The 1,844-nt window shown below is 47.1% G+C and carries 1 protein-coding gene and 2 pseudogenes; all 3 read left to right on the top strand.

Annotation, left to right across the window (positions count from 1 at the left end; all coding sequences use genetic code 11):
• Positions 1-966 (top strand): IS110-like element ISShdy1 family transposase (locus tag EQY_RS0120075; RefSeq protein WP_000318990.1); only part of this gene is annotated, 966 nt, incomplete at its 5' end.
• Between the two features lie 546 nt (positions 967-1,512).
• Positions 1,513-1,587, top strand: a pseudogene (locus tag EQY_RS26925) (hypothetical protein); the annotation flags it as partial.
• Between the two features lie 75 nt (positions 1,588-1,662).
• Positions 1,663-1,844 (top strand): annotated as a pseudogene (locus EQY_RS0120070) (DNA methyltransferase); the annotation flags it as partial.

The raw sequence follows: 1,844 nt of genomic DNA, 5'->3' as shown, positions 1-1,844 counted from the left end.
ACAAGACGTTACAGACGGAGCGCTTACGTTTTAGTTAAGCCTCTTGTGCGTCGGGCTAAATTGCTTGAATTGATTGCAACACTTCCAGCATGTCTGATTGGAATTGAAGCATGTACAGGTGCACATTACTGGGCAAGAGAGTTCCAGAAAATGGGGCATACAGTTCGAATTATGGCGCCGCAACTGGTTTCTCCATACCGTATGGGTGGCCGTCATGGGAAAAATGATGCTGCAGATGCCGCTGCCATTTGTGAAGCTGTTACCCGTCCTAATATGCGGTTTGTTCCCATAAAATCAGTTGAGCAGCAAGGGCAATTATTTGTACACAGAGCTCATCAGGGATATGTCAGTGAGAGAACAGCATTGATTAATCGCATCCGGGGATTGCTCAGTGAGTTAGGTATTGTTCTCCCACAGGCGTTTAAAGCGTTTTTATCTGGGGTGGCTCAGGTCCTTGAGGATTTGCCCGGTTACTGTAATCAGGTTATTGGTGATCTTCTTAATGAGCTTTATCACATAGAAGAAAAGATTAAAAACAGTGAAAAACTCATTCAGCAACTTGCCAGAGATAACTCAGCAGCACAACTACTAATGCAATTCAGGGGGATAGGCCCGATGACTGCAACAGCAATCGTTGCCAGCATAGGTAATGGTCATGATTTCAAGAATGGACGTCAGTTTAGTGCCTGGCTGGGGCTAACACCAAGACAACAAAGTTCCGGGGGGAAAGCACGGTTAGGGAGAATAACTAAAGCCGGCGACAGCTATCTCAGAACACTTCTTGTTTTGGGGGCGAGATCTGTATTGTTGGGAGCAGCTAAAAATGATGATCCGGTCAGTCGATGGGCCCTGCAGTTAAAAGAAAGGCGAGGATATGGACGAGCGCTTGTTGCGATAGCAGCAAAAAATGCACGTATGTGCTGGGCAATGTTGCACCTGAGAGATGAATTCATATTTCCAGCCTAGTCTACTGATTATTAATGAGTTTATGAAATTGATTTCCTTCCTTGCATGACGACTGCGCGATGATGATTTAAAAGGTTTGGACCTGCGCCATGGTTTACTCGAGATATGCAAGAGGCTGCCATGTTTATGTGGATATCTGTTTCGCGGATGGAGTCCATGGCGTGCGTCTTTCGTCAGGGTTCGTTGCTAACAACAGCACGTTAATAACCGTTTATAGGCTCGCTGTCCGTAACCTTTTACTCTGACTGTGCAAGTTATGTGCAGAAATCAATCTCATGATAGATAAAAGAATTATTCCACTGTTGCACCTGGAGTGTTCGGTGCTCGCTTTGCTGCGCTCCGCCTCAATCCAGTTGCAACAGCGTTTAATTAAAAGCATTAAGGCTTGTGTCATTGCGTACTTGAGCTATGCAGGAGATTTTTATTGGTTCTCTGTTTCGCGGATGAAGTCTCTGATATGAGCCTTTCTCTCATAAAAATCATTCTATTTCATATAGATATATTAATTCCATCATCATCGTTGACTCTACAACAGATGTCCTTATAGGCATATCCTCGCCGTCAAACAGACGACGGCTGCGGTATTCCACGGTCGGCCTGACCCGTTACCGGACGCGGTGAACAGCCCACAGGCAGCGGGGAACGGGCGCCACAGGGGCGCCCTCCCGGTGCCCTCTGTAAGAGAAGGAGTTTTGTATGTCCCGTTTTATCCAGGGTGACTGCGTGCGTGTTATGGCCACGTTTCCGGGCAATGCTGTCGATTTCATCCTTACCGACCCGCCATATCTCGTCGGTTTTCGTGACCGACAGGGGCGTACCATCGCCGGCGATAAAACCGATGAATGGCTGCAACCGGCCTGTAATGAAATGTACCGCGT

The organism is Escherichia sp. TW14182 (assembly GCF_000208525.1).
Lineage (GTDB): Bacteria > Pseudomonadota > Gammaproteobacteria > Enterobacterales > Enterobacteriaceae > Escherichia > Escherichia ruysiae.
This window is presented reverse-complemented; position numbering and strand designations above follow the sequence as displayed.